This window comes from Bradyrhizobium sp. CSA207, from assembly GCF_029051685.1.
Classification (GTDB): domain Bacteria; phylum Pseudomonadota; class Alphaproteobacteria; order Rhizobiales; family Xanthobacteraceae; genus Bradyrhizobium.
In genome coordinates this window covers 1-526 of sequence record NZ_JAACFT010000132.1, presented here as the reverse complement: position 1 = coordinate 526, position 526 = coordinate 1, and the positions used below count along the sequence as shown (strand labels likewise).

1 protein-coding gene is annotated in these 526 nt (G+C 64.4%); it reads right to left on the bottom strand.

What is annotated here, in order from left to right:
- On the bottom strand, positions 1–526 hold a 526-nt coding region (locus tag GWG65_RS40310; protein ID WP_275200933.1), incomplete at both ends, for a transposase.

Below are 526 nucleotides of genomic sequence, written 5' to 3'. Positions count from 1 at the left end.
GGTGTCTTGGCGGCAGCCCAGGCGGCTTCTACCAGCATGGCCCGGGCGTGGCTACGTCCGACCTTGCTGATCCGGCCGTGATGAGCGGCACCGAGGCCCGACTGGTGCACACGCGGATTGAGCCCGAAGTAGCTGACCAGTTTCTGCGGGCTCTTGAAACGCGTGATATCGCCAATTGCCGCCATCAACCCGGCCGCCACCGCCAGATTGACGCCGGTGATCGTCAGCAGCCGCCTGACTGAGCCGTCGTCCAGGCTGTTTGCGGCGATCTCCCGATCGAGGATCGTGAGATCTTCGGCGAGCCGATCGAGCTCGCGCACATGCCGCTCAATAGCATCCCGTTCGTCGGGTACTGGCTGGTGCGCCAGCCAATCGCGGCCGCGGCCGTTGAATAAATCGGCGTGCGGACATTTTGGGATCAGGTGCGCGTGAAGGATTGCGTGCACTTCGTTCTTGATCCGGGTCCGATGCCGCACGACCTGGTAACGCCGGGCGATCAGCCTGCGCAGCCGTTCTGTGGCCGCGT